The organism is Rhizobacter sp. (assembly GCF_035702065.1).
In the GTDB taxonomy this organism is placed as follows: domain Bacteria; phylum Pseudomonadota; class Gammaproteobacteria; order Burkholderiales; family Burkholderiaceae_C; genus Rhizobacter.
In genome coordinates this window covers 1-3,180 of sequence record NZ_DASSRA010000216.1, presented here as the reverse complement: position 1 = coordinate 3,180, position 3,180 = coordinate 1, and the positions used below count along the sequence as shown (strand labels likewise).

At 68.3% G+C, this 3,180-nt stretch carries 3 protein-coding genes and 1 pseudogene; all 4 read left to right on the top strand.

Going from position 1 to position 3,180, the window contains the following annotated elements; all coding sequences use genetic code 11:
* Nucleotides 1-391 (top strand): annotated as a pseudogene (locus VFL64_RS10085) (ABC transporter substrate-binding protein); the annotation flags it as partial.
* A gap of 15 nt (nt 392-406) precedes the next feature.
* Nucleotides 407-1,114 carry an aspartate/glutamate racemase family protein gene (locus VFL64_RS10080; protein WP_489540244.1) on the top strand — a complete coding sequence of 236 codons (708 nt, stop codon included), beginning with the start codon at nt 407-409 and terminating at the stop codon, nt 1,112-1,114.
* Nucleotides 1,111-1,908 (top strand): ABC transporter ATP-binding protein, encoded by a 798-nt coding sequence (locus VFL64_RS10075; protein ID WP_489540243.1) that lies wholly within the window; start codon nt 1,111-1,113, stop codon nt 1,906-1,908. Before VFL64_RS10080 ends, VFL64_RS10075 begins: the two co-directional genes overlap by 4 nt.
* A gap of 70 nt (nt 1,909-1,978) precedes the next feature.
* Nucleotides 1,979-2,788, top strand: coding sequence for an ABC transporter permease (locus VFL64_RS10070; RefSeq protein ID WP_489540242.1), 810 nt, complete (start codon nt 1,979-1,981; stop codon nt 2,786-2,788).
* The last annotated feature ends 392 nt before the right edge of the window (nt 2,789-3,180 follow it).

Below are 3,180 nucleotides of genomic sequence, written 5' to 3'. Positions count from 1 at the left end.
CGAGGCCGACAAGGTGTTCGGCGGCCCCATGCCCGCCGGCTGCCTGTACGCGCCGCAGGCCTTCATCGACAAGCACCCGAACACCGTGCAGGCGCTGACCAACGCGCTGGTGCGCGCCGACAAGTGGATTCAATCAGCAGGGGCCAGCGAGATCGTGAAGGCCGTGCCCGAGAGCTACCTGCTGGGCGACCGCGCGGTCTACATCGATGCCTTCCTGGCCAGCAAGGGCGCGCTCTCGCCGGACGGCAGCATCCCCGAGGCGGGCGCGGCCACGGCGCTGCGCGCGCTGCAGAGCGTGGACGATTCGTTGAAAGGCGTGAAGTTCGACCTCAACGCCGTCTACACCAACGAGTTCGTGAAGAAGGCGAACGCCAAGTACCCGAAGGGTTAGAACGCAGCCTCACGCATGCACGCCCCGCTTCACATCGGCATCGTCGGCTGCTCGGCCGAAGGCGCTGCGCTGTGCTACCGCACGATCTGCGCCGAGGGCGAGCGCCTGCTGGGGCCGCACGCCCACCCCGAGGTGTCGATGCACACGCCTTCGCTGGCGCGCTACGTCGCCTGCCTGGAGCGGGGCGACCTCGATGGTGTCGCCGAACTGATGCTGCAGTCGGCGCACAAGCTGGCCGCGGCGGGTGCGGACTTCCTCATCTGTCCGGACAACACCATCCACCAGGCCTTCGAGCGCGTGGCCGCCCGCTCGCCACGGCCCTGGCTGCACATCGCCGAGGTCGTGGCGGCGCAGGCCCAGGCACGCGGCTTCACACGGGTGGGCCTCACGGGCACCGCCTGGCTGGTGGCCAGCGAGGTGTACCCCGCGGCGCTGCAGCGCCATGGCATCGTGTGCGTGCGGCCGACGGAGGCGGCGCGCGAGCGCATGGGCCGGCTGATCATGGACGAGCTGGTGCAAGGGGCCTTCGCCCCCGAGACCGTTCGCTTCTTCCAGGACGTGATCGAAACGTATGCAGCCGACGGCTGCGACGCCGTGATCCTGGGCTGCACCGAGATCCCGCTGATCATCGGCGACCACAACGCCGCGCTGCCCACGCTCGACTCCACCCGGCTTCTGGCCCGCGCCGCCTTGCAGCGGGCCTGCGACCCGTCATCCCCATGAACGCCCTCTCCCTCGACGCCGTCAGCTGCACCTTCGTCTCGCGCAACGACGCCTCGCAGCGCTACACCGCCGTGCGCGACGTGTCCCTCACGGTGGGCGCGGGCGAGTTCGTCTCGGTGGTCGGCCCCACCGGCTGCGGCAAGAGCACCTTGCTGAACATGGCGGCCGGCCTGCTGGCGCCCAGCAGTGGCCAGGTGCGCGTGTTCGGCGAACCGCTCACCGGCATCAACACGCGCGCCGGCTACATGTTCCAGGCCGAGTCGCTGATGCCCTGGCGCACGGCGCTCGGCAACGTGATGGCGGGGCTGGAGTTCCGCGGCGCCCGCGATGCACGCGTGCAGGCCGAAGACTGGCTCAAGCGCGTGGGGCTGGGCGGCTTCGGTGACCGCTACCCGCACCAGCTCTCGGGCGGCATGCGCAAGCGCGTGAGCCTGGCGCAGACCCTGGTGCTGGACCCCGACGTCATCCTGATGGACGAGCCCTTCTCGGCGCTGGACATCCAGACGCGGCAGCTGATGGAGAACGAGGTGCTGGCCTTGTGGGCCGCCAAGCGCAAGGCCGTCTTGTTCATCACGCACGACCTCGACGAGGCCATCGCCATGAGCGACCGCGTGGTCGTGCTCAGCGCCGGCCCGGCCTCGCACCCCATCGGCGAGTTCCGCATCGACCTCGATCGCCCGCGCGACGTGGCCGAGGTGCGCACCACGCCGCGCTTCGTCGAGCTGCACAACGCCATCTGGCAGGTGCTGCGCGACGAGGTGCTCAAGGGCTACCAGCAGCAGTTGGCCGCATGAGCTTCGCCCGGCCGCCCGAAGAAGCTCATTCCCGCTCGGCGGGAGCGCACGAAGTGCGCAGGGTGCCCCAATGACCAAGTGGACCCTTCGCGCTTGGCAACTCGCCCTGCTGGTGGCGGTGTTCGTGGTGTGGCACCTGCTCACCACGCCCGGCCTGCTGCCGCCCTTTCTCTTTGCCGACGACCGCCAGGCCGCCTTCTTCTTCGGCGAGCCGCTGAAGATCTTCGAGCGCATCGGGGCCTGGTTCGTCGGCAACGCCGACATCTACCAGCACCTGGGCGTCACATTGATCGAGACCGTGCTGGCCTTCGGCATCGGCACCGTGATGGGCCTGGCCTGCGGCCTGTGGCTGGCCCTGAGCCCGCTGGCCGCCGCCATCTGCGACCCGTACATCAAGGCGCTGAACTCGATGCCGCGCGTGATCCTCGCGCCCATCTTCGCGGTGTGGTTCGGGTTGGGCATCGCGAGCAAGGTGGCGCTGGGCGTGACGCTGGTGTTCTTCATCGTGTTTTTCAACGTCTACCAGGGCGTGAAGGAGGTGAGCCCAGTCGTGCTGGCCAACGCGCGGATGTTGGGCGCGAGCCGCCGGCAGCTGCTGCGCCACGTGTACCTGCCGAGCGCGACCAGCTGGGTGTTCAGCTCGCTGCACACCAGCGTGGGCCTGGCCTTCGTGGGGGCGGTGGTGGGCGAGTACCTCGGCTCCTCGCGGGGCGTGGGCTATCTGATCCTGCAGGCCGAAGGGGCCTTCGACATCAACACGGTGATGGCGGGGATTCTGGTTTTGACGGTGTTTGCGCTGCTGCTCGATGCGGCCGTGGGGCAGGTGGAGAAGCGGTTGATGAAGTGGCAGCCTAGGGCTGGGGAGACCGAGAGGCTGTAGCGGATTGGGGTCGTTCCAATCAACGGCGGGCTTTGCTTTGTGCCGCTTCGCGTGGTTCGTTCTTCCTACTTCCACCGGGTGCGCCGGGAGTCCGCCCCGGCGGGCGGGTCACTTTCATTTGTCGCGCCAAATGAAAGTAACCAAAGCAAAGGCGCTCTTCACGTGGCCGAACTGCGTGGCTTCGAGTCTCCTCGGCCTGTCTTCGCCATGCCACAGGATCGGCCGAACATCTGCTGCGACTCCACTACTCCTCGTCTCGCCTCGCTTCGCTTCGGCTGAACCGTCTTTCCAAGGCAAAGCGAAGCGAGCCGGGACACGATGCCGAAGGCGAGCTTTCTCTTCGGGCCCCTTGGTGAGCCGTCGAGCAGCGCAGGGCTTGGGGGCTGCGTGCG